We start from the raw sequence: 21,344 nt of genomic DNA, 5'->3' as shown, positions 1-21,344 counted from the left end.
CCCCCATCCCGGAAAAACACCTTTACCCGCCTTTGTCGTGTCGCGGTGGTTCCCCGGCCGCGACACGCCGGGGTGGGGCAACGGGCGGTCGCCCCACGACCGTCACTCGGTGTCCGCGCCGATGGCCTCCAGCATCGGGATGCGCGCGGCCTGCCGCCCCGGCCGGAGCGAGGCCAGGACGCCGATCGCGGCGCTCGCGAGGAAGAAGAGGGCCGTCCTGTCCCAGGGGATGACGAGCGGAACGGCCTCCTGGCCGAGGACGGCCGCCGCGCCGATGGCCGTACCGGCGACGACACCGAGCGCGGAGCCGAAGAGGGAGATGGTCACCGACTCCAGGCGCAGCACGGATCCGACGCCACCGCGGTCCAGCCCGATGGCCCGCAGGAGCCCGATCTCCCGCACCCGCTCGAAGACGGCCATGCCCATGGTGTTGACCACCCCGAGGGCGCCGATCAGCACGGTGACGCTGAGCATGGCGTACATGATGTTGAGGAACGGCTCGGTCTGCGCGGTGGCGGCGGCCCTCGCGTCGGCGCGGTCCTGGACGAGCAGCGCCGGGTTGTCCAGGGCGCGCCGGATCTCCTCCTGGAGCGCGGCGGTGCGGCCGGGGGCGGCCTTGACCAGGACCGAGCCGATGTTCGGCCGGTCCTCGGCGCCGGTCGGACGTGGCAGGACGCGCTCGGAGACGAGGGCGGGGGTCAGATCCTCCGGGCCGTCGTAGATCGCGACCACGGGCAGGCCGGCCTTGGTGCCCGGCGTACGGCCGCTCGGACTGGTGAAGCTTCCGGTGACATGGGAGCCGAGCCGCCAGCCGTGGGCGGCGGCCACTTCCTGGGTGACGGCGATGCCCTGGCCGAGGCGGTCCAGCGACCCCTCGCGGACGGTGAGCGACGCGGCGCGTTCCACCGTGGCGGGATCGACCGCGGTGACCGAGAGGGGGGTCTTGTCGGAGAGGTCGAAGTAGGTGGGGATGACGGGGGTGACGGCCTCGGCGTCGGCGAGCCGCGCCACCCGGGCCGCCGTGTCCCCGCCGACCTCCCCGAAGTCGACGGCCGTGATGCGCAGGTCCGAAGCCATGGAGCGGTCGGCCTCCCGCTCGTCGTAGCGGTTCACCGAGGTGACGGCCACGGTCACGGCGGTGATCATCGCCAGACCGACCATCAGGGTGGTCGCGGTGGCCGCCGTACGCCGTGGATTGCGGCGGGCGTTCTCCACCGCCAGCTTGCCCCGGACGCCCGCCAGGCGGGTCAGCGGGGAGCGCAGCAACCCGGTGACGCCGAGCGCGAGCAGCGGAGTGAGGACGATCAGGCCCACCAGCAGCAGGGGCGCGGCGCCGAAGAGGAGGTTCGGCTCGCCGACGGCGGCGGCGATCAGCAGTGTGCCGCACGCGGTGGTGATCAGCCCGATGGTGTTGCGGCGGCGCAGTGAGGCGGCGGTGGACGGCTGGACGGTCCGCAGCGCCGCCACCGGCGGTACGGCCGCCGCCCGGCGGGCCGGGACGTAGGCCGCGAGGACGGTGACGCCGATGCCCACGGCGAAGGCCGCGAGCAGCGGTTTGGCGGACAGCGCGGGCACGGTGGCGTTCCCCGCTCCGGAGGCGTCGAACAGGCTGCCCAGCAGGTGCGCGGCGCCGACGCCGAGGCCGTAGCCGATGGCCGAGGCCGCCGTGCCGACCACGGCGGCCTCGGTCAGGACCATGCGCATCACGTGGTTCGTGGTGGCGCCGATGGCCCGCAGCAGCGCGTGTTCCCGGGCGCGGGCCGCGCTGAGCATGGTGAAGGTGTTGGCCACCAGGAAGGTGGAGACGAACAGGGCGACCCCGGCGAAGCTCAGCAGCAGTGTGGTGAGCTTGTCCGCGTCCCCGTCGGAGGCGGCACCGGACTCCAGATCGGCGCGGGTGACCGCCCGCAGCCCGGACGGCAGCGACTTCTGTGCCCGCTGGGCGAGTTGGGCATCCGATGTGCCCTCGGCGGCGGTCAGTGTGATGGCCGAGTAGCCCTTCGGCTCGGGGGCGAAGTGCCGTTGCGCGGTGGCGGTGTCGAAGGCGGTGAGCGTGCCACCGGAGTCCACCCGGCTGTCATGGGCGGTGAAGACGCCGACCAGCCGGGCGTCGCGGGCCGTGCCGGCCACGACGAGGCGCACCCGGGCGCCCACCCGGTACCCGGCCCGCTCGGCGGTCCGCCGGTCGACGGCGATCTCCGCGGCGCCGCGGGGGCCACGGCCCTCGGCGAGCGGATAGCGGACGTCCTCGCCGCTGCCGTCGGGCACGTAGTTGACGCCCGCGGCCTGGTTCAGATCGCCCACCAGAGTGCCGTCGGAGCCGACGAGGAAGGAGCGGCCCTCCACCACACCGCGCGCCGCGGCCGCCGACGGCAGCGCGCGCAGCCGCCGCAGCAGCGTGTCATCGAGCCGGTGTGGGACGGCGGGGTCCGCGGTGATGGAGACGGACGCGTCGGGCTGGGAGTTGGACTGTGCGCGGTTCACGGCCGCTCTGACGGAGTCGCCGTAGAGCAGCGAACCGGTCACGAAGGCCACACCGAGCACGACGGCGAGGGCGGGCATCGCGAAACGGAGCCGATGGGATCGGAGGGTGCGCAGGGCGGTGCGGAACATCGACGGCCTTCGGAAGGGTTGGCGGGCAAGGGGGGCAGGGGCGTGGCGCATCAGGCTTGAGCGCTCTCCGGTCGCCCCGGATGCCATCCTTCGTGCGGACGTGGCGCGGCGGATCCACCGGAATGCCGAAGCGGCCCCCGCTGCTTCCCCGGTTTCCTCGGCCGAAAGTCTGATGTGGCGACGGCGGCCGGACCGTAGCGTGACCTGCCATGATCTCCGAGTTCCGGTCCCGTTTCCGCTTCCGGCACCTCCGGCAGGGCCTGGTGGGCATCGCTCTGGTCGTCCTCGTGGTCCTGGAGGGGCTGAACGCGCCGCGTCCGGCGATGGCCGCGGCGACGATGGTGTCCGGAGTGCTGTGCCTGGCCGCGCTCGCCGTGCCGGAACGCCTCTTCGCGCGCTACGCCCTCGGCGCGGCGGCCGTCTCGTGCGTGCTGACCGCGACGGAGGCGCAGTTGTCCGCGCGTCCCCCGAACACCCCGGGCATGGTGGAACTGGGCGCGCTGCTGCTGCTCAGCACCCGCGCCGTGCGGCGCTGTCCGCCGCTGCCTGCGGTCGGGCTGGTCGCGGCGTCCTCCCTCGCCGCCGTGGTCCTTCCGCTGCGGATCGAGCTGTGGGACGACGTCCTCAAGAACCTGATCGCCGTCATCGCGGTCTGCGTTGTGCCGTTCATGGTGGCGGTGGGGCTGTGTCTGCGTCTGTACGACACACTGCGGGAGCGGGAGCGCGAGACCATCCGGCAGGCCCAACGACTTGAGCACGCCCGGGAGTTGCACGACTTCGTGGCCCACCACGTCACCGCGATCGTCGCGCAGACCAAAGCCGCGCGCTTCACCGCCGCGGCCGGACACACCCAGTCCCCGGAGGACCTGGACCGGATGCTCGCCCAGATCGAGCGGGCCGGATCCCAGGCGCTCGGTTCGATGCGGGCCATGGTCACCAGCCTGCGGGACCACGCCACCGCCTCCGCCACGACCCGGCCCACGGGCGATCCGGCGGGTCCGCACAGGCTGCGCGGGCTGCGTGATCTGCGTGCCCTCACCGAGGAGTTCTCCGCGGTGGGGCCGGCCGCCGAACTGATCCTCGACCCGGAACTCGCCGACCGCCCGTTGCCGCCCGGCATCGCCACCACGGTCCACCGCGTGGTGCAGGAGTCCCTGACCAACGTCCGCAAACACGCCACCGGGGCCGGCCGGGTGGAGGTGCGGATCGGTGTGCGGCCCGGCGATCCGGAGCGGCTGGAGGTGTCGGTCGCCGACGACGGGCAGGGTGGCGCCTCGTCCGCCGCCGAGCGGTCGGTCGAGGGGAGCGGCTACGGTCTGGTGGGGCTCGCCGAGCGGGCCGAGGAGGTCAACGGGCATCTCACATCAGGGCCACGGGACGGCGGCGGCTGGCACGTCCTGGCGGTCCTGCCGCTGGACAAGACGGCCACGGAGGAGACGATCGCCTGCGATCATGCGTGACATGACGATCCAGGTACTCATCGCCGACGACCAGGAGATGGTCCGTGCAGCCTTCCGCATGATTCTCGACTCCCAGCCGGACATGCGGGTCGTCGCCCAGGCGGCGAACGGCGCGGAGGCGGTGGAGCAGGCGCGCCGCCTGCGGCCCGATGTGTGCCTCCTCGACATCCGCATGCCCGAGCTGGACGGCCTGGAAGCCACTCGGCTCCTCGCCGGGCCCGATGTGCCGGATCCTCTCAACGTCCTCATCGCCACCACCTTCGACCTCGACGAATACGTCTACCGGGCGCTGCGCAACGGCGCGTGCGGCTTTCTGCTCAAGGACGGCGCACCCGGTCTGCTCACCGAGGCGGTACGGGCCGCGGCGTCGGGCAACTCGCTGATCTCCCCGTCGGTGACCGTCCGCCTGCTCGCGCACATGGCACCCCACCGCGACCGGCCGGCCCCCTCCGAGGTCCGTCCGGCCCGCCGGGGGAGGAGCGGGCCCGACGATCTGATCGAGCCGCTGACCCAGCGCGAGGTCGAGGTGGTCCGGCGGGTCGCCCGTGGCCGTACCAATGAGGAGGTGGCCGCGGATCTCCATGTCACCCTGTCCACCGTCAAGACCCACCTCGGCAACGTCCAGCGCAAGCTGGCCGCCCGCAACCGCGTCGAGATCGCGGCCTGGGCCTGGGAGCACGGCATGGTGGACGAGTCCTCGCCGAACGGCGGACGCTGAACCGCCCGATGGGTGTCCCCGGCGTATGCGCGCTACCAGGTGCGGGCGGCGCGCTGAAGCCGCTCCCGGACCCGGGCGACGTCCGGGTTGGCGTCGGCGCCCGGCCGCTGTACGAGGAAGAGCGTGTTGAGCGGTGGCTCTTCGGGCTCATGGAGCAGGACGAGTCCGCCGGAGGTGAGTTCGTCCTGGCACAGATAACGGGGGAGCACGCTGTAACCGGCGCCCGCGGTGACGGCCGACACGGCCCCGCGCAGATCCGGCACGGTCACCGCGGCCTGGGCGGTGAGCCGCTTGCCGAAGACATTGCGCCAGTACCGGCGGGCGATGGGGAGGTCCTCCGCGTAGGTGATCAGCGGTACGTCACGAACGGCCGCACACGGCCCGTCGGCCGCCGGCCGCTCCCCGATGCGCCGGGCCCAGCCGGGCGAGGCGACCAGCACATAGTCCTCGTCCGCCAGCGGGAGCGAGGCCAGGGTGCGGCCGCCGGGGCGTCTGGTGGCGATCACGAGGTCGTGGTGTCCCGCGCGCAGCGCCTCCAGCAGCGGATCGGTCAGCCCCATCGTGATCCGCAACCGCACCCCCTCGGCCACCAGCGGGGCGAGTGCGGGCAGGGCGCGGGCGCACAGCAACTCGGCGGGCCCGGCCAGGTGGACGGGGGTGGTGCGGTCGGTGAGTACGGTGTTCCGGCCGCCGAGGGAGGCGAGGGCGTCGAGTGGCCCGGCGATGTGTCCGGCCAGGTCATGGGCGAGGTGGGTGGGCTCCGCACCGCGCGGGAGCCGGGTGAACAACGCGCGTCCGGTCTGCTGCTCCAGGGCGCGGATCTGGGCGGTGACGGTCGGCTGGGAGAGTCCGAGCAGCGGCGCCGCAGCGGTGAACGAGCCGGAGCGGTAGACGGCCAGGAAGGTGCGCAGCAGATTCAGATCGGCATGTTGCGGGGGCGCCCCGCCGATGACGATGTCGCCGTCCTGGTGTGTTCCGTCCGCCATGCGGCCCAGCATAGAGCGGTGCCCGGCGCTTCCCTCCATCGGAAACCCGATGCCTTCGATCGACTGATCTATTGGCGTTCCGATGCCCAGTGGATCTACCTTCGAGCACGCCGCCAGGACGGCGGCGCCACATCGGGGCGGCGACGACGCCCCAGGAGAATCCAGCGATCACACGCACCGCACGTGATCGCGTCGAGGAGTGAGCATGGCGAAGATCCTGTTTGTGATGACCGGTGCCGACCAGTGGACACTGGCCGACGGCACGAAGCACCCCACCGGCTACTGGGCCGACGAGGCCGTGGTCCCCTATGAGGCGTTCAAGGCCGCGGGCCACGAGATCACCGTGGCCACCCCCGGCGGCGTCGTCCCGCCCGTGGACTCCGCCAGCCTCAGCCCCGAGGCCAACGGCGGCCCGGAGAACGCCGCCAGGGTCAGGAGCGTCACCGAGACCGCGGCGGAGTTCCGCGCCCCCATCGCGCTGAGCGACGTAACGCTGGACGAATACGACGCCGTCCATGTGCCCGGTGGCCACGGCCCCATGGAGGACCTCGCGGGCGACGCGGACTCGGGCAGGATCCTCACCCTCGCGGTGCGCGGCGGCATGCCGGTGAGCGTGGTCTGCCACGGCCCGGCGGCGCTGTTGGCGGCGGTCACGGAGGACGGCACCCACGCGTACGCGGGCTACCGGATCACCGCCTTCACCAATGAGGAGGAGAAGCTGGCCGGGAACGCCGACAAGGCCAAGTGGCTGCTGCAGGACCGGCTGACCGAGGCGGGCCTGACGGTGCGGGTCGGCGACCCCTTCGCCCCGCATGTGGAAGTCGACCGCAATGTCATCACCGGCCAGAACCCGGCCTCCTCCGGCCCGCTCGCCGAAGAACTGCTCAAGAAGCTCGGCTGACCACCGCCCTGGCCTCGGCTGTCCGCGGATGGGCGCCGCCGAAGGCGCGCTCACAGGCTCGGATGGCGTCGTCGCGGAGACTTCGCACGTCGGCCCAGGTGAGTCTGTCCGGTCGAGTGGGGGTGACCGTGCGCTCCAGCCACTTCACCACCGGGGCCGGAAACATCCCGACGCCCCGTGTGCGCTGCACGTCGCCGCGCTGGCGAGAGGCGACGATCTCGGCCGTCACCTCGGCATGCGCCAGGCGGATCAGCGCGTCCGCCTCCGGGCTGTCCTGGTCGAGCCGAAGCCGCGCGGCGCAGGGGATCACATCGTGCACCAGACCCAGTGCCTCTTCCCATCGATGTTGCCGCGCGACCGCTTGGGCTCGGTGCATCTGGGCGAGCATGCGTCCCGGATGCTCCGCCCCCTGGGTTCTCCAGAGCAGCCCTACGGCGGCTTGCAGCAGCCTCTCGCTCTCGGGGTACCGCCGCAGGCCGTAGAGCGCGTTGCCCAGGGCGTGCTGAACTCTGGCGGCGAAACCAAGCACGTCGCATTGGGTCTGGGAGAGATCTCGGGTGAACGGGCCTTCGGCGTCGTTGGTGAGCACGTCCCTCATGCTGGGCCCGGTTCGCCCGGCCAGCGACAGCCCGTGTTCGGCGGCGTCCTTCTCCGCCTTGGCGAGGACCCGGCGGAGCACGACTTCGGCTTCGCCGAAGTCCCCCCGCCCGCTGTGGAGTTGGCCGAGAGCGAGGTCGTCCTTGAGGTCACCCTGGCCGCTCATCACCAGCTGGACGGCGAGGGGCAGCCCGTCTTCGTGGCGGCCGCGCGCCAGGTACGCGTCCCGCACTCGGCGCGCGGCCGCGATGGACCGTGCCGGATCGCCGTCGCGGCGCCACAGCAGGGCCAGTACGTGCGGGGTCAGGAGGGGCAGGCCGGAGTCGTCCGGGGGTGCCGCCACGGCGTGATCCAGAAGCGCGCCCGCATATGTGCACAGGCGGGCACGTTCATCGGGCGTTTCGCATGCGGCGTCCATCGGCGTTGCGGCGCCCGCCCTGATGCAGGGCACCATGGGTTCGCCGGGTTCCCCGGATGCCGTGACGGGCTCGACGGTGAACTCACTTATCTCGTCCGCCACCCGGTCAGCGGAGAGCTCGGGTATGCCGACTGCCGAGATCGCCGCGGGGGAGAGCACATACAGCGGCAGCGGTGCGTCCGCGAAGCATGACAACAGGTGCCGGAGCGACAATGGCGTTCCGCGCCGGGGGGTGCTGGGAAGGCCATCGCGGTCCGAGGAGGGAAGCGCTGCCCGGCTGAGTGGGGCGGACGGCGCTTGGGGCGGTGGCAGATGACGTATCACGGCGACCGCGGCCGCCGCGGCGTGGGCGGCGGCGCGAGGCTGGTGCTCGGTGTCGGCCTCCGCGTATTTATTGCCATCGGCCATGTCGCTGATGCCCCGGACGGTCAGGGCCTCGACATGGCCGATCTGGGCGGCATGCGCCATTCCGGCGCTCTCCATCTCAATGGCCACGGCGTCGTTGTAGTGCGTCCGCAGCTGCCGGCGTAGTACGGAGGTGGCGGAGTTGAGCACGACGTCACCGGCCGCGATGGGCTTGAAGTGCACGCGTGGGTGGCGCTGCCCGTCGGTGTCACCCGGTGTCGGCTCCGGGTGCCATGACTGGCCACGCAGTGCGTGCCGGGCCGACTGCACCAGCTCATGTGAACCGGCCCAGCCCTCCGGACGGGCCAGGAATCCTTCGGGGGCGTCTTTGCCGCCGTGAACGGAATGCACCCGAGTGGCGACGACGACATCACCGAGTGCCAGGTCGTCTTTGAGCGCGCCCGCGACTCCCACGAACAGGAGCGCTCTGGGCGAGAAGAGCTGGCGGGCCTGCTCGGTGACGACGGCGGCCGAGTCATTGCCCTCTCCGACCTCCGCCAGCGCCGTCCGCCACGCGGTCCCGGCGAGCGTGCCCACTTCGAAGACGGTGCCGGTCTCATGGCGGACGAAGTCCCGATTCCTGAGGTACGCCCGCACCGCCTCATACTCCAGGCCCAGTGCGGTCAAGATCACTACTGTGTCGCTCAACCGCGCTCTCTCCAGTGATCGAGGGACATTCCCGGGCACTCTATCGCCGTGTCGCCGCGGCGTCCCGGGCGCTCGGCGGTTGCCAGCCTGTCGGCGATGGCGCCGGTCATGGCTTGAGCGTATCCGATAGTTGCATCGATGACTAAGTTGACTCGTTGCACTTTTCTACCGGGTCTGCTTTTCTGGGGTCTGCGAGTACCCGAGCGACACCTCTTCCTCGGCATGGTCATCGTCCGCACCGCATCGCTGGTCGCCGTCCTGTTCATCAAGAAGGCGGTGCGAGGCGTGTCCGAGGCTGAGGCCGACGCCGGAACGACCGGCCCTGCTCGCCCCGTGCCCCTCTTCGCCGAAGAATGGAACCGCCATGACCTCCCCAGCACCTGCCCACGCCCGCATCAGCATCATCGGTGCCGGACCCGGCGGACTGACCTGCGCCCGTATCCTCCAGCGGCGCGGCATAGCGGTCACCGTCTACGACCGTGACCCGGGCCCCGGCGCGCGCAACCAGGGCGGCACCCTCGACCTGCACGCCGACAATGGCCAGATCGCCCTGCGTGAAGCCGGCCTGCTCGACGAGTTCTTCAGGCTGGCCCGCCCCGAAGGGCAGGAAATGCGCCAGATGGACCCGGCCGGCACGTTGACGTTCCATCACGTCCCCGAGGCCGGTGACCTGTTCAAACCGGAAATCGACCGCGGCCAGCTGCGCAACCTGCTGCTCGACTCCCTGCACCCGGGAACCGTGCACTGGGGCCGCGCCCTCGACAGGGTCGGCGGGCCCGCCGATGGGCCGCGGCGGCTGTCCTTCGCCGACGGCACGACCACCGAGACCGATCTGGTCATCGGCGCCGACGGCGCCTCCTCCCGGGTACGCCCGGCCGTGTCCTCGGCCGTCCCCGAGTACACCGGAGTGAGCTTCCTGGAGGCATGGTTCTCCGACGTCGAGAACCGGCACCCCGACATCGCCGAGCTGGTCGGCTCGGGCAGCGCCGGTGCGGCCGACGGCGACCGTGGCCTGTTCGCCCAGCGCAACAGCGGAGACCACATCCGCGTCTACGTCATCCGGCGAGTCCCGGTCGACTGGCTCACCATGAGCGGCCTGACCGCCGACGACACCGACGGCATCCGCGCCCTGCTGCTCGACGAGTACGCCCACTGGTCGCCCCGCATGCGCCAGATGATCACCACCAACGACGGCCGCTACGTCGACCGCCCGCTCTTCGCCCTCCCGGCCCCGCACACCTGGGAGCACAACCCGACCGTGACCCTGCTGGGCGACGCCGCCCACCTCATGCCTCCGCTCGGTGTCGGCGTCAACCTCGCCATGCTCGACGCCGGCGAGCTCGCCCTCGCTCTCGCGAACGCGGCCACCGTCGATGACGCCATCCGCACCTACGAGAAGACCATGCTCCCCCGCTCCAGCGAGATGGCCAAGGCCCTCGAAGGCGGCGCGGAGCACCTGCTGTCCGCCGATATACCCGACTTCTGAGGCAACGGTGAAACGGCCCGGTCCTCGCGCCTCAGACGGAGGCGGGCTCGGCCGTGGTGCCCCGGATGACGAGATGGGGGGCGACCACGGCCTCCCCGTCGGGGATCGGCTCTCCCTCCAGGCGGGCGATGGCCCGGCCGACCGCGAGTTCGGCGAGGCGGGGGATGTCCTGCCCGACGGTGGTGAGGTTGATATGGGCCAGGCGCGCCAAGTGGCTGTCGTCGAAGCCGATGACGGAGACCTCGTCGGGGACGGGGACCCGGGCGCGGAGGAGCGTGTCCAGGACGCCGGTGGCGGAGCGGTCGTTGAAGGCGAGGACGGCCGTGGGCCGGGGAGTGGCGTCGAGGAGGGCGCGGGCGCCCGCGGCGCCGTCCTCCTCGGTGAGACCGCCGGGCAGGACGCGGACGCGGTCGGCCAGGCCGTGGCGGCTCATGGCGGTGCGATAGCCACGGCGCCGGTCGGCGGCGCCGGGTGCCCGGCCACCGTCGATATGGGCGATGTCGCGGTGGCCGAGGGCCACCAGGTGGTCCACGGCCTGGCGGGCGCCCTCGTCATCGGCGGTCCGCACCACCTCCACCCCCGGGGCGGATCCGCGCAGCCGCCGGGCCACGGAGACCACCGGGAGCTGTGCGGCGAGTTCGGCCAGCCGCGCGGCCGGGGCCTGCGGGCCGAGCAGGATCAGGGCCTCGCAGCGGTCGGCGAGCAGAGTGTCGGTGGCCCGCTGCTCACCACGCCCGGCGGCCACGGCGCTCAGCGCGATCTGGTACCCGGCGGGTTCGGCCACCGCGTAGACGCCCTCCAGCAGATCGGAGTGGAAGGGGTGCTGGAGGCCGAACTGCACCCCGAGGAGATGGGACCGGTGGCTGCGCAGCAGCCGGGCGCGGGCGTCCGGCCGGTAGCCGATCTCCTGTGCCGCCTGGAGGACCCGCTCACGGGTGGCGGCACCGGCGCCCTTGGCGTCCCGCATCACGATGGAGACCAGCGCCGTGGACACGCCTGCCCGCGCCGCCACGTCCGCGAGGGTCGGGCGCTTCCCGTGGGGGGCGGCCGGCGTCGGTGGCACCACTGGTCTCCCTGGTCGAGGTGTCGTCTTCGGTCGGGTTTCGTTTCCGGGCGCGACGATCGTAGCCCAGGGCCCGGCCCACGCGCCCTCGCTTCTGTAACGTTCTAGTGATTCCGCCGTCCACCCTTGACAGGGGTGGTCGGCGACTGGCGTACTGCTGCTCATTCCCTAGAACGTTCTAGTGGCTGGAACGTTCTAGTAGCTGGAACGTTCTGGTCCGCGTTGCCGGGGCCGGAGAGAGAGCGAGCAGTGGCGATGTACACATTGGCGGTCTGCGCCGAGATGGTCTTCCTGGATCTGCCGATCCAGGAACGCGCGCGGCGCATCCACGACGCCGGTTTCCAGGTCGAGATCTGGGACTGGAGCCGACACGATCCGACCGCCCTCGAGCGGACCGGTGCGGTGTTCTCCTCCATGACCGGCTACCTCCGCGGCAGCCTGACGGACGAGGACGGGGCGGCCGAACTCCTGCGCACCGCCGAGGAGTCGGTCAAGGTGGCCGAGCGGCTCGGCTGCCCCCGGCTGAATCTGCACGGCACCGGGCTGGACGGCGACGGCCTGCCGGTGGTGCCGGTGGCGGGCGGGGCCACCGGACCGATGTGGATCGCCGCCCACCGCACCCTCACCCGCCTCGCCGAGCTGGGCGAGCGCACCGGGGTCACCTTCACCCTGGAGAACCTCAACACCGCCGTGGACCACCCCGGTGTGCCGTTCGCGACGGCCGCCGACACTCTGGCCCTGGTCGAGGCCGTGGACCGGCCGGGGCTGCGGATGAACCTGGACCTGTACCACGCGCAGATCGGCGAGGGAAACCTCATCGAGCTGGTCCGCCGGGCCCACGGCCGGGGCCTGATCGGCGAGATCCAGGTGGCCGACGTACCCGGCCGCCGCGAGCCCGGAACGGGAGAGATCAACTACCCCGCCCTCGCCCGAACCCTCGCCGATCTCGGCTACGAGGGCACCGTCGCCATGGAGGCGTGGGCCTCCGGCGACAGCGACCTCGCCCTGGAGCGCTTCCGCACCGCCTTCAGCCGCTGAAGCGCGCGCCCGCGAGGCCGTCCAGCCCTCATCGCACGCCGCCACCCACAGACCCCATGGAGCATCCGCATGACCACACCACACCCCCTCCCCATCGGCCTCATCGGCGCCGGACGCATGGGCTCCTTCCATGCCGAGACCCTCGCTCGCCGTCTCCCCGGCGTCCGTCTGGCCGCCATCGCCGATCCGGCCCCCGGTGCCGCGCAGGGGCTCGGCGACCGGCTGGGCGGCGCCACGGCGTACACCGAGATAGCCGGGCTGCTCGCCGACCCCGGGGTCGAGGCGGTGGTCATCGCCACCCCGGCCCGTACCCACGCCGGGCTGGTCGAGGCCGCGGCGCGGGCGGGCAAGGCCGTCTACTGCGAGAAGCCCATGGCCGTCACCCTCGAGGAGGCGGACCGCGCCATCGCGGCCGCGGCCGACGCCGGTGTCCCCCTCCAGGTGGGCTTCAACCGCCGCTATGACCCGGGCTTCCACGCCGCCCACGAGAAGGTCCGCGCGGGCGCCATCGGGACCCCGCAGCTGCTGCGTTCGCTCACCCGCGACCCCGAGCTGGCCGATCCGGGCCGTATCCCGCCGTGGACGATCTTCCTGGAGACCCTGATCCACGATTTCGACACTCTGCGCTACCTCAACCCCGGCGCCGCGCCCGTCGAGGTCTTCGCGTTCGCCGACGCCCTGGTCCGCCCCGACTTCAAGGAGCGCGGACTGCTCGACACCGCTGTCGTCACCATCCGCTTCGACAACGGCGCCCTCGCCACCGCCGAGGCGAACTTCCAGGCGGTGTACGGGTACGACGTGCGTGGTGAGGTCTTCGGCTCGGCGGGGATGCTCACGATGGGCGACATCCGCCGCGACCATCTGACCGCCTACGGCCCGGACGGCAGCGCCGCCGAATGCGTCACCTACGACCAGGACCTCTTCCACGACGCCTACGTGGCCGAACTCGCCGACTTCGCCGAGTGCGTGCGCACCGGCCGCGCCCCCTCCGTCACCGGACAGGACGCCCGCGCCGCCCTGTCCGTCGCGCTCGCGGCCATCGAGTCGGTCGCCACCAACCGACCCGTCCGGGTCGGCGACACCGTGGCGTAGGCCCTCACACCGCCTCGGCGGGCTTCCGGTAGACCACGACATACCCGCCCTCCGCGCTGAAGGGCGCCCGCGACCAGCCGTCCCAGCGCCCTTCCAGCCGGAGGCCCGCCAGCCGCGCCATCAGGTCCAGCTCGGTGGGCCACGCGTAGCGGAACACCATGGGGTACAGCTTCGTCCCGCCCTCGGTGATGGCGACGTACTGCCGGTTGACCGTCTGCGCCACCCGGTCGAACTTCGAGACCCGCAGGACCACCTGGTCGAGTGCCACATGAAGGGCGTCGCTGGCCTGCGGCTGGATCAGCCGGTGCGGATCGGGGACGAACAGCTGGAGGACGAAGGCGCCGCCGGGGGCCAGCCGCGCTGCCACGTTCTGGAAGCAGCGGATCTGGGTCTCCTGGTCGCGCAGCAGGAAGAACGTGTGCTGGACGGCGTAGACGAGGTCGAAGGTCCCGTCGACGGCGGCCTCCGCGAAGTCGCCCTGGACGGCCCGCACCTGTGCGCTGCCGGGCTTGTCGGCCATCTGCTGGAGCATGACGGGGGAGGCGTCGATGCCGGTGACCCGCACCCCCCGCTCCGCCAGCGGCAGGGCCACCCGCCCGGTGCCCACCCCGAGCTCCAGCGCATGGCCGGGCTTGGCCACGTCCACGAGGAACCCCACCGCCGCGTCCTCGTCCTTCGCGACCGGCCAGCCGATGGCGTCGTGGTCGGCCATGTGGTCGCCGTAGGTCGACGATTCGTATCCCTGCACGTGCGCACTCCTTATGGCTATGCGGCTCGGCGCGGGCCCAGCAGGCCCTTGGCGGCGAACGGAACGAGAACGAGGGTGAGTGCCGCGGAGAGCAGCAGTCCGCCGCGCGCACCGAGCGCGCTCACCAGCGGGCCGCTGAGCGGCAGGCCGATCGGGGCCGCCAGCGTCGAGCCGGTGGTCCAGAGTGTGATCACCGGCTGCTGCTCATGGGGCGGGAGCTCCGACTGCACAAAGGTGTAGGCGATCGGTGTGAACGGGGCGTAGATGAATCCGCCCAGGGCGAAGGCGCACATCGCGACCGGCCCGGAGGGGGCCAGCGCGAGAAGCACCACCGAACCGCCCCACAGCGCGATGACCGCCACCAGGACGGCCTGCTGGTGCAGTTTCCGCAGGAAACCGGTGAGCGCCCCGCCGAGCAGCGCCCCGGCGCCGAAGGCGGTCCAGATGATGCCCAGTGTGTTTCCGTCCCCGTGGAGATCTCCGTTGACCAGCACGGGAAGCGCCACTTCCACCGGCATATAGGACAGATTGAAGAAGAAGACCACGAAGAACAGGCGAGCGGCCACGGGACGCAGCCGCAGGATCCGCCACCCGGACTCCGTCGACCGCTCCGCCCGGGGCGTTCTCGGCTGTGGCGGCACGACGAGCGCGACGGCCCCGAACAGCAACAGGAAGCTGAGTGCTTCGAGGAGGACGGCCACGTCCGCTCCGAACGCGACCGTGACCGCGCCACCGACCGCCGGCCCCACGACGTAGAGCGCCAGGCTGTTGGCGAAGCCCAGCAGTCCGTTGACGGTGAAGAGCTCGCCCTTCCCGGCCATACCGGTGGCGACGAGGCGCCGGCTGCTGGACGCCGTCTGATGCAGGACGGACCCGAGGAGCAGCGCCACCACCAGGAACCGGATGTCGATCCGGTCGGCCATGGCGGCGAGGCCCACCACGGTGAAGAGGACGGTGCGCAGCGCGCTGTCGGTGATGACCACGGCCCGGGTGGGCAGTCGCAGCCGTCCCAGGCCGATGCTGAGGGCGAGCACGGTCGACAGCACATACGGTGCGGTCATCACCAGGCCGACCGCCACGGGGGCGGAGAGCTGCCCGTGGTGGCGTATGGCCAGCAGCGGCAGGGCGATCAGCAGGATGCCATCGCCCACGCTGGAGATCACATAACCGGCGAGCAGTACGGCCAGGCGCGGGTTCCCCGTCAGCACCCGGCGGTAGGACCGGTGGCCGGCGGCCCCGTCCGCCGTCTCGTCCGTGGTGTCCGTGCTCATGGGCGGTCCGTTCGCGCTTCGCCGGGCGGGCGGAAGGACAGATCCGCGATCCACAGGGTGTCGGGCACCAGCAGGGCCCAGCGGGTGCCCCGGGCGGACGGGTCGCCGCGCAGGCTGAACCGGGCGTCCCACAGCTCCTCCCGCTCGCCCAGGTACCGGGTGAGCTTGCGGCGGCCCCGGTCCGTGTCGAAGTTCACCACCCGGCCGTGGCCACGGGCGATGACCTGGTGAACGGTGCCGGTCGCGAGGTCGCACGCGTCCACCACGAGTTCGAAGACCGGGGCGCGGTCCAGCCGCTCCGCCAGCCGGGACCAGGGGCCCGTGAGCACCCAGAAGGCGTGGTCCTCCCACAGGAACCACACGGGCCGCACCCGTGGGCCCTCGGTGGCCAGCCGGGCCACCAGGGGCCGGGCCAGGAACGCGGCCACGTCGAACGGGGCCTTGTCGAGGCCCGCGAAGGTTCCGTCGTCGTCCCTGGCGAGCTTCATGAGCGGGGTCCCTCGCGCAGGGTCCGCCACGCCCGTTCCAGCCGGGCGACGCCTTCGACGATGTCCTTGGCACGGGTGCAGGAGAACGACAGCCGGAGGGTGGACGGGTCGGGCCCGGTCGCGTAGAAATCGGTCCCCGGTACGAAGGAGACACCTTCCCCGACCGCTGCGGCCAGCAGTTCGGTGGCGTCGGCGCCCCCGGGAAGCCTCGCCCAGACGAAGAAGCCACCGTGGGGCACCTCGAACTCCAAAGCCCCCTCGAAGGAGCCGGCCAGGGCACTCACCAGTGCGTCGCGGCGCTTGCGATAGAGATGACGGGCGCGCTCCAGCCGGGTGGTCAGAAAGCCGGGCTCCCGGACGAGCTCATGCACCACCTGCTGCATCAGAAGTGAATTCCCCAGGTCGGCCGCCTGTTTGAACTTCATCAGCACATCGGTGAGAAACGGTGGGACGACCAGATGGCCCAGGCGTGCCGCGGGGAAGAGCACCTTGGAGAAGGTACCCATCCGTACGGCGCCGGCCACGGCGGAGGCCGCTGCGGCCGGCCGGGGCGCGACGGTGTCGTAGCCGAGATCCCGGTACGGGTCGTCCTCGACGAGGACGCAGCCGTACCGCTGGGCGAGGGCGGCCAGCCGGCGCCGGTGCGCGGTGTCCAGGGTGGCGCCCGTCGGATTGGCGAAGGTGGGCACCACATAGATGATTTTGGCCCGTTCCGCCACCGACAGCGCCGCTTCGAGCCGGTCGAGACCCTCGTCCGACCCCAGGGGAACGTCCACCACCCGGGCCTGGAAGAGACGGAAGACCTGCAGTGCCCCCACATAGCTGGGCCGGTCCACGAAGACCACGTCCCCGGGATCGAGCAGCGCCTTGCAGAGCAGGTCGAGGCCCTGTTGTGAGCCATGGGTGAGAAGCACCTGCCCCGCGTCGACCGGACGCCCGAGCTCGGCGGACTCCCGGGCCGCGATCCACGACCGGAGCTCGGGCAGCCCGCTCGCGTCGCCGTACCGCAGCGGCAGGCCGCCCTGGCTCAGCAGGCGGGTGGTGGCGTCGGTGAACTCCTGGTGGCAGTAGGTCTCCGGCGCCGGGCTGCCGGCCGCCAGAGCGATCACACCGTGGCCGTCGGTCAGCCGGAGCACGGCGCCGACGGCGGAGTCCGCGAGCTGGTCCGTACGGCTCGCCAGAGCCGGAAGCCTGCTGGGCGCGTCCGTGAAGGTCACCGGGGCTCCTCCCCGCCGTCGCGCGCGGCCGTACAGATCCGGCGCGGGGTCCGCTGACGGAAGATGAGGGTGTAGGGGACGTCGATGCCGTGCCGTTCCAGGAGGGACTGCCGCACCCGGGCGACGCCCATGGAATCCCCGCCCAAGCCGAAGAAGTCGTCGTGGGCGCCGATGTCCGCGCGGCCGAGGACTTCCCGGAAGGCGTCGATGACCCGCTGCTCGGTCTCGTCCCGCGCGGTGGCCCGACGACCGCGGAACACGATCTCCGCCGTGGGTTCCGGGAGCCGGCCGCGGTCCACCTTCCCGCTGGACAGCAGCGGCAGGGAGGTGAGGCGCACCAGGACGCCGGGCACCATCTGAGGGGGCAACCGCCGGGCGACCGCGTCGATCACCTCATCGGGGGCGGGCCGGTCGTCGTCCGCGACCAGATACCCCACCAGCCGTGGCCGCTCCCCGTCGTGGACACGGATCGCGGCCGCGGCCCCGGTGACCCCGGGCGAGGCGAGCAGCGCGGCCTCGACGGCCGCGAGGTCGACGCGGACACCGCCGACCTTCGGGTCGTCGTTCAGCCGGCGGACGAATTCCACCCGCCCCTTCTCGTCGACGCGCACCAGATCACCGGTGCGGTACAGGCGCCGCCCGCCGCCGTGGAACGGATCGGGTACGAAGCGCCGTGCGGTCTGTTCCGGGTCGCCGAGGTAGCCGCGGGCCAGTCCGATACCGCCGATGAACAGCTCCCCGACCTCCCCGTCGGGCGCCGGGGCCAGCGCGTCGTCCAGCACATGGACCCGGGTACCGCGGATCGGACGGCCCACGGAGGGGAGACGTCCGGTGGAACCCTCGGAGGGGTCGAGCAGGGCCGCGAGGCGGACGCTGGACGCCTCGGTGACACCGTAGGAGTTGACGACCTCGAAGGGCAGCCCGCGGGGCCAGACCCGCAGCTGCTCACCGCCCGTCACCAGCAGGCGCAGCGGGCAGTCCGCGGGCCAGGGGACGCCGAAGAGCCGTTCCGCGAGCCCGGTCACCACGATGCTCCAGGTCACCCCCTGGTCCAGCAGCCAGTCACGGAGCGCCTCCGGCTCGCGGACGGCGCCTTCCTCGGAGACGGCGATGGCGGCGCCCGCGGTCAGCGGAGTCCACAACTCCCAGCGTGAGATGGCGAATCCGGGGGAAGCCAGCCAACCGCTGCGGTCCTCGGGGCGGATCGAGAAGGCGTCATGGGACCACAGCGCCTCGTTCACGATGCCCGCGTGGGTGAGGGCCACCGCCTTGGGACCGCCGGTCGAGCCCGAGGTGAAGTAGACGCAGGCGACGGCGCCGTCCTCGCCCTCCGGAGCCGGGGGCAGACCGGCGAGTGGCCGGCCCTCGGGGGGATCCGCGACCTCGCCGATGGTCAGTCCCGGACCCACTGTCAGCCGCACCCCGGCGATCCGCAGCATGTCCGCGATCCGGGCCGGGGGCAGATCCGTCGCCAGTGGCACACAGACGCCACCGGCCTTCCACACGGCGAGCGCGGCGATCACGTGCTCGGCCGAGCGTGGCGCGCCGACCCCGATGGTCATGTCGCGGGCCGCCCCCCGTGCCACCAGGACTTGAGCCAAGTCATCGGCGCGCCGGTCGAGTTGGCGGTAGCTGAGGACGGTGTCGCCCTCGATCAGCGCCGGCCGGTCCGGCCACCGTAGTGCGGCGTCGCGCACCAGATCGTGGGTGCGGACCGGACGGCCGGGTCCGGGCGGGTCAGCGGCCGCTGTCATGCCACACCTCTCCGATCCGCGTCCGGGGGTCCTTGAGCATGTGTTCCAGGTTCCGGCAGTGGCGGTCGACGTAGCGCTGAGCGCCGCTCGGGGTGAAGGCCGCGCGGTTGTACGTCATCTCGCCCGCCAGCCCGGTCGGGCCGGCGTAGAGGGTGGGCACCACGTTCTGGCCGTAGACATGCGCGTACCGATCGCCGTCCAGCTCGATGGGGTAACAGGTCTCCCTGGTGAACTCGAGGGGACGGACCTCGGCGTCGCCGATGCGCTTCGGCGGGCCCAGGTCGGCGTCGAGGACGCTGCCGCGCACCCACACGTGGTACAGCGCCCTCGCCGGCCAGGGCCGTCTGGCCGTGAAGTCCGGGTCGATCGCGCCGGCGATGCGCAGATACGGCAACTGGTTGTCGTAGGCGTCGAGGGCGGTGTCCCTGACGTGTTCCAGAAGCTCGCCGAAGGTGTGCTCGGGGCGCACCTCGATCGGCAGCAGCACCAGATCGGCGAAGTGCCCGACCGTATGCGGATCCGGTTTGAGCTCCAGACGGGTCAGCGTGGATCCGACCACGACGCGCCGCGCCCCGCAGAGGTCCGCGAGGGCGGCCACATAGGCCGCGACATGGATCAGATAGGGGGTGACGCCCGCCCGGCCGCGGAGCCCGGCGAGGGCCTCCGCATCGGCCTCGGCCCGGAACGGCGTCGTCTCCCGCAGGAAGACCGGCGGTGGGGCCGCGGGGTAGTCGGTGCGGACGTCGAGCGGGGCGGGCAGCGGGCTGAGCACCCGGCGCCAGTGCTCCAGACGCCGGTCGGCGTCCGCGGGCGGCCGGGCGGCCCGCCGCACGAAGTCGCGGTACTGCTCCTGCCGTGCCGGAGGGGCGATCCCCTCGTACGCCTCGGCCAGGTGCCGGACGACCAGCTGCACCGAGGGGGCGTCCAGCACCAGATGGGCGGCGGACAGGACCAGCACATGCTCCGTCGGGGAGCGGCGCACCAGCGTCGCCCGCCACAGCGGGCCCCGGACGTAGTCGAAGACGCGGTGTTCCTCGGCGCCGGCCACCAGCTCGCAGTAGGTGTCCTGATCCTCCGGTGGCACGCCGGAGAGATCCACCAGGGCGAGGAGGGGCCGGTGCGAGTCCTCCGCGTCCTGGACGTGGGTGCGGGGTGCGGTGCCCAGGTCGCTGAGGCTGGTGCGCAGCGCCTCGTGCCGCCGGCGGACATCGGTCAGCGCCCGTTCGAGCCGCCCGGTGTCCAGGGGGCCGCGCAACGTGAACGCCAGACAGACATTGGTCCTGGTCATCGCCGCGTCGTCCGGGTTCATGAAACGCATGCTCTCCCAGATCCACTCCTGTTGCGGACTGAGCGGAACCGGATCGCCGGACGCGGTCATACGCCCTCCATGAGCTCGGGCAGCACTCGCTCCCCGAGCAGCCGCACCGCCCGCATGGCCTCGGTGTGCGAGACGGACCCGAACCGCAGCTGCAGGCTCAGTTCGGCACCGGGGTAGAGCTTGCCGATGCGGCGGATGGTGGCGGCGGTCTCGGCCACCCCGCCCACGATGATGTTGTCGGCGGCCATCAGACCGGCCACCGTGGTCGTGCGAGCCGCCTGTTCCATGCGCTCATAGCCCTGGTACTGGTCCGATGTGATGCCGCGCCAACTCCCGTAAGCCTCAAGCTGTTTGGCCCGATACGCGGCGTAGTGTTCCTCGGCTCGCGCCACCGCCTCGTGCCGGCTCTCCGCCACATAGCAGTGGTAGCTGACATGCAGTCGGAAGTCGGGGGAGTGGCCGTGCTCCATCCGGGTGGCGCGGTACAGATCGAGCAGCCCGGTGAGCTTCTCATGGCTGGCCACCACCGGGATGATCATGAGGTGGTACCCCTTGGACGCGGCCCAGGTGAAGGTCTCCGGGGAGGTGGTGGCGGCGATGAACACCGGTGGCCGGGGCCGCTGCGCGGGGCGGGGCAGCATCGCGGGCAGCGGGCCGAAGCGGTGGAAGCGGCCCTCCCAGCGGAAGTCCTCGTCCGTCCACAGCCGCTCGACGGCCTCGACGTTCTCCTCCAGCAGAGCCCGGCTGTCGGCCATGTCCACCTCGAACGCCTCGAACTCCGAGGGCAGGAACGCCCGGCCGAACCCGGCGTCGAGGCGGCCGTGGGAGAGGTTGTCGAGGACCGACAGCGAGGCGGCCAGCTTGATGGGGTGGGTGAACGCGGGGGTGACCGCCCCGGTCACCAGCCGTACGCGGGTGGTCCGCCGGGCGATGGCCGACAGCAGCGCCACCGGGTCCGGGCTGTATCCGCCCCACTCGTGGAAGTGGTGCTCGACCAGCTTCACATGGCTGAAGGAGAGCCGGTCGGCCAGCTCGCTGAGCTCGATGATCTCGTCGTAGAACCGCTCGGCCGGCATCTCGCCGGGGCCCACGGTGGGCAGGAAGTTGAGCCCGACCTTCATGG

The 21,344-nt window shown here is 72.0% G+C and carries 17 protein-coding genes; 6 read left to right on the top strand and 11 right to left on the bottom strand.

Features of this window, described 5'->3' with window-relative positions:
• Positions 1-102: 102 nt before the first annotated feature.
• A complete protein-coding gene (locus tag JK364_RS35205; RefSeq protein WP_307841469.1) occupies positions 103-2,562 on the bottom strand; it encodes an ABC transporter permease in 2,460 nt (819 codons plus the stop codon).
• A gap of 260 nt (positions 2,563-2,822) precedes the next feature.
• Here JK364_RS35205 and JK364_RS35200 point away from each other — a divergent pair, with 260 nt between their 5' ends.
• Both JK364_RS35200 and JK364_RS35195 read left to right on the top strand, forming a co-directional pair.
• The gene (locus JK364_RS35200; protein ID WP_201855421.1) at positions 2,823-4,073 is read left to right on the top strand and encodes a sensor histidine kinase; all 1,251 of its coding nucleotides are present in this window, start codon (positions 2,823-2,825) and stop codon (positions 4,071-4,073) included.
• The gene (locus JK364_RS35195) at positions 4,066-4,791 is read left to right on the top strand and encodes a response regulator transcription factor (RefSeq protein ID WP_372462048.1); all 726 of its coding nucleotides are present in this window, start codon (positions 4,066-4,068) and stop codon (positions 4,789-4,791) included. Before JK364_RS35200 ends, JK364_RS35195 begins: the two co-directional genes overlap by 8 nt.
• Positions 4,792-4,823: 32 nt before the next feature.
• On the opposite strand, the gene JK364_RS35190 is transcribed toward JK364_RS35195, so the two are convergent.
• Positions 4,824-5,777, bottom strand: coding sequence for a LysR family transcriptional regulator (locus tag JK364_RS35190; protein ID WP_230992969.1), 954 nt, complete (start codon positions 5,775-5,777; stop codon positions 4,824-4,826).
• Positions 5,778-5,982: 205 nt separating this feature from the next.
• Here JK364_RS35190 and JK364_RS35185 point away from each other — a divergent pair, with 205 nt between their 5' ends.
• Entirely contained in the window at positions 5,983-6,678 is a 696-nt protein-coding gene (locus tag JK364_RS35185; protein WP_201855419.1) for a type 1 glutamine amidotransferase domain-containing protein, read from the top strand.
• Here the strand turns inward: JK364_RS35185 and JK364_RS35180 are convergent.
• Complete coding sequence (locus tag JK364_RS35180) at positions 6,662-8,725, bottom strand: phosphorylase family protein (RefSeq protein ID WP_201855418.1); 2,064 nt, start codon at positions 8,723-8,725, stop codon at positions 6,662-6,664. The two genes, JK364_RS35185 and JK364_RS35180, sit on opposite strands and share 17 nt — an antisense overlap.
• A 385-nt stretch (positions 8,726-9,110) precedes the next feature.
• Here JK364_RS35180 and JK364_RS35175 point away from each other — a divergent pair, with 385 nt between their 5' ends.
• A complete protein-coding gene (locus JK364_RS35175; protein ID WP_201855417.1) occupies positions 9,111-10,232 on the top strand; it encodes an FAD-dependent oxidoreductase in 1,122 nt (373 codons plus the stop codon).
• A 31-nt stretch (positions 10,233-10,263) separates the two neighbouring features.
• On the opposite strand, the gene JK364_RS35170 is transcribed toward JK364_RS35175, so the two are convergent.
• A complete protein-coding gene (locus JK364_RS35170; protein WP_201855416.1) occupies positions 10,264-11,295 on the bottom strand; it encodes a LacI family DNA-binding transcriptional regulator in 1,032 nt (343 codons plus the stop codon).
• A gap of 255 nt (positions 11,296-11,550) precedes the next feature.
• On the opposite strand from JK364_RS35170, the gene JK364_RS35165 reads away from it, so the two are divergent.
• Positions 11,551-12,333, top strand: a complete 783-nt coding sequence (locus JK364_RS35165) for a TIM barrel protein (protein WP_201855490.1) — start codon at positions 11,551-11,553, stop codon at positions 12,331-12,333.
• A 69-nt stretch (positions 12,334-12,402) separates the two neighbouring features.
• Complete coding sequence (locus tag JK364_RS35160) at positions 12,403-13,425, top strand: Gfo/Idh/MocA family oxidoreductase (RefSeq protein WP_201855415.1); 1,023 nt, start codon at positions 12,403-12,405, stop codon at positions 13,423-13,425.
• Between the two features lie 4 nt (positions 13,426-13,429).
• Here the strand turns inward: JK364_RS35160 and JK364_RS35155 are convergent, their stop codons facing one another.
• Genes JK364_RS35155 through JK364_RS35125 form a run of 7 tightly spaced genes read right to left on the bottom strand, consistent with a single transcriptional unit; the run spans position 13,430 to position 21,342 of the window.
• A complete protein-coding gene (locus tag JK364_RS35155) occupies positions 13,430-14,173 on the bottom strand; it encodes a class I SAM-dependent methyltransferase (protein WP_201855414.1) in 744 nt (247 codons plus the stop codon).
• 17 nt (positions 14,174-14,190) lie between these two features.
• Positions 14,191-15,444, bottom strand: a complete 1,254-nt coding sequence (locus JK364_RS35150) for an MFS transporter (protein ID WP_201855413.1) — start codon at positions 15,442-15,444, stop codon at positions 14,191-14,193.
• A complete protein-coding gene (locus JK364_RS35145; protein ID WP_201855412.1) occupies positions 15,441-15,932 on the bottom strand; it encodes a pyridoxamine 5'-phosphate oxidase family protein in 492 nt (163 codons plus the stop codon). Before JK364_RS35145 ends, JK364_RS35150 begins: the two co-directional genes overlap by 4 nt.
• Positions 15,929-17,149: an aminotransferase-like domain-containing protein gene (locus tag JK364_RS35140; RefSeq protein ID WP_201855411.1), complete on the bottom strand. Its 1,221-nt coding sequence runs from the start codon at positions 17,147-17,149 to the stop codon at positions 15,929-15,931. The genes JK364_RS35145 and JK364_RS35140 overlap by 4 nt, the downstream gene beginning before the upstream one ends.
• Positions 17,146-18,903 (bottom strand): non-ribosomal peptide synthetase, encoded by a 1,758-nt coding sequence (locus JK364_RS35135; protein ID WP_201855410.1) that lies wholly within the window; start codon positions 18,901-18,903, stop codon positions 17,146-17,148. Before JK364_RS35135 ends, JK364_RS35140 begins: the two co-directional genes overlap by 4 nt.
• Positions 18,887-20,281 carry a condensation domain-containing protein gene (locus tag JK364_RS35130; protein ID WP_201855409.1) on the bottom strand — a complete coding sequence of 465 codons (1,395 nt, stop codon included), beginning with the start codon at positions 20,279-20,281 and terminating at the stop codon, positions 18,887-18,889. The genes JK364_RS35135 and JK364_RS35130 overlap by 17 nt, the downstream gene beginning before the upstream one ends.
• Positions 20,278-21,342 carry an LLM class flavin-dependent oxidoreductase gene (locus JK364_RS35125; protein ID WP_201855408.1) on the bottom strand — a complete coding sequence of 355 codons (1,065 nt, stop codon included), beginning with the start codon at positions 21,340-21,342 and terminating at the stop codon, positions 20,278-20,280. Before JK364_RS35125 ends, JK364_RS35130 begins: the two co-directional genes overlap by 4 nt.
• Positions 21,343-21,344 lie beyond the last annotated feature (2 nt).

The sequence above is a fragment of the Streptomyces endocoffeicus genome, assembly GCF_016741935.1.
Classification (GTDB): domain Bacteria; phylum Actinomycetota; class Actinomycetes; order Streptomycetales; family Streptomycetaceae; genus Streptomyces; species Streptomyces endocoffeicus.
The sequence above is the reverse complement of the archived record's forward strand: the minus strand, read 5'-3'. Positions and strand labels throughout refer to the sequence as shown.